General features: G+C 35.3%; 2 protein-coding genes. Both read left to right on the top strand.

The features are described from left to right. Positions 1 to 198 (top strand): hypothetical protein (locus tag Y882_RS20700; protein ID WP_211259264.1); only part of this gene is annotated, 198 nt, incomplete at its 5' end. Positions 199 to 213: 15 nt separating this feature from the next. Beyond that, positions 214 to 612: a hypothetical protein gene (locus Y882_RS20210; protein WP_109431659.1), complete on the top strand. Its 399-nt coding sequence runs from the start codon at positions 214 to 216 to the stop codon at positions 610 to 612. Positions 613 to 702: the final 90 nt, after the last annotated feature.

Here is a 702-nt window from a genome sequence, read left to right as displayed (position 1 = left end):
AAATGGATTACTAAAGCGTCTCTAGATGGCAGGGATCATATTAAATTATTTAAAAAGCCATATAGTGAAATTGGTAGTCCTAATGCACGTCCTGTAATGAGAAAGGTGACTGAACAACTGGTATCATTTGGATATACGATCTCATATAAGCAACCATTGAGTCAGATGGATACTGAAAGTGTAGAAATTTTATGGTAATTGTGAAGGTAATATATGCTAGTCAAACTCGTTGTCGATGTTAAATTTGAAGAACCAATTAAAGGTCAAAATATCCATACTTTGGAAATTGGCTCTTTTAATACCGATAAATTAATCAAAGGGAAGCTACCTGCTTTAGACTTACCGTGTGATATTGACCACAGACTACCAGCTGAGTCAACCGCTAAAGTCCGTGGAAATGGGCGTATCCTGTCTTTTGCTGATTCTATGAAAGATTGGGAAGATTTAAAATTTATTGTTAGCGCACGTATATTAAAGACCGAATATAAAGTAGCTTCTGATAATTATATGAAACACTTTTATCCGAGAATAATTTTTAAAGATCGTATAAATATCTCTAAAGAAGAGATAACATGCCAACCTATCGCCTGTCGTTGGGTCTTAGTACCATAATCTGCAGGGGGTTAACCCCCTGCGATCCATCAATATATAATATGTGTGTCCTAATGGATCGTAGGAGAATAACATGTCAGATTTAATTAC

The sequence above is a fragment of the Dyella japonica DSM 16301 genome, assembly GCF_001010355.1.
GTDB lineage: Bacteria > Pseudomonadota > Gammaproteobacteria > Xanthomonadales > Rhodanobacteraceae > Dyella > Dyella japonica.
This window is presented reverse-complemented; position numbering and strand designations above follow the sequence as displayed.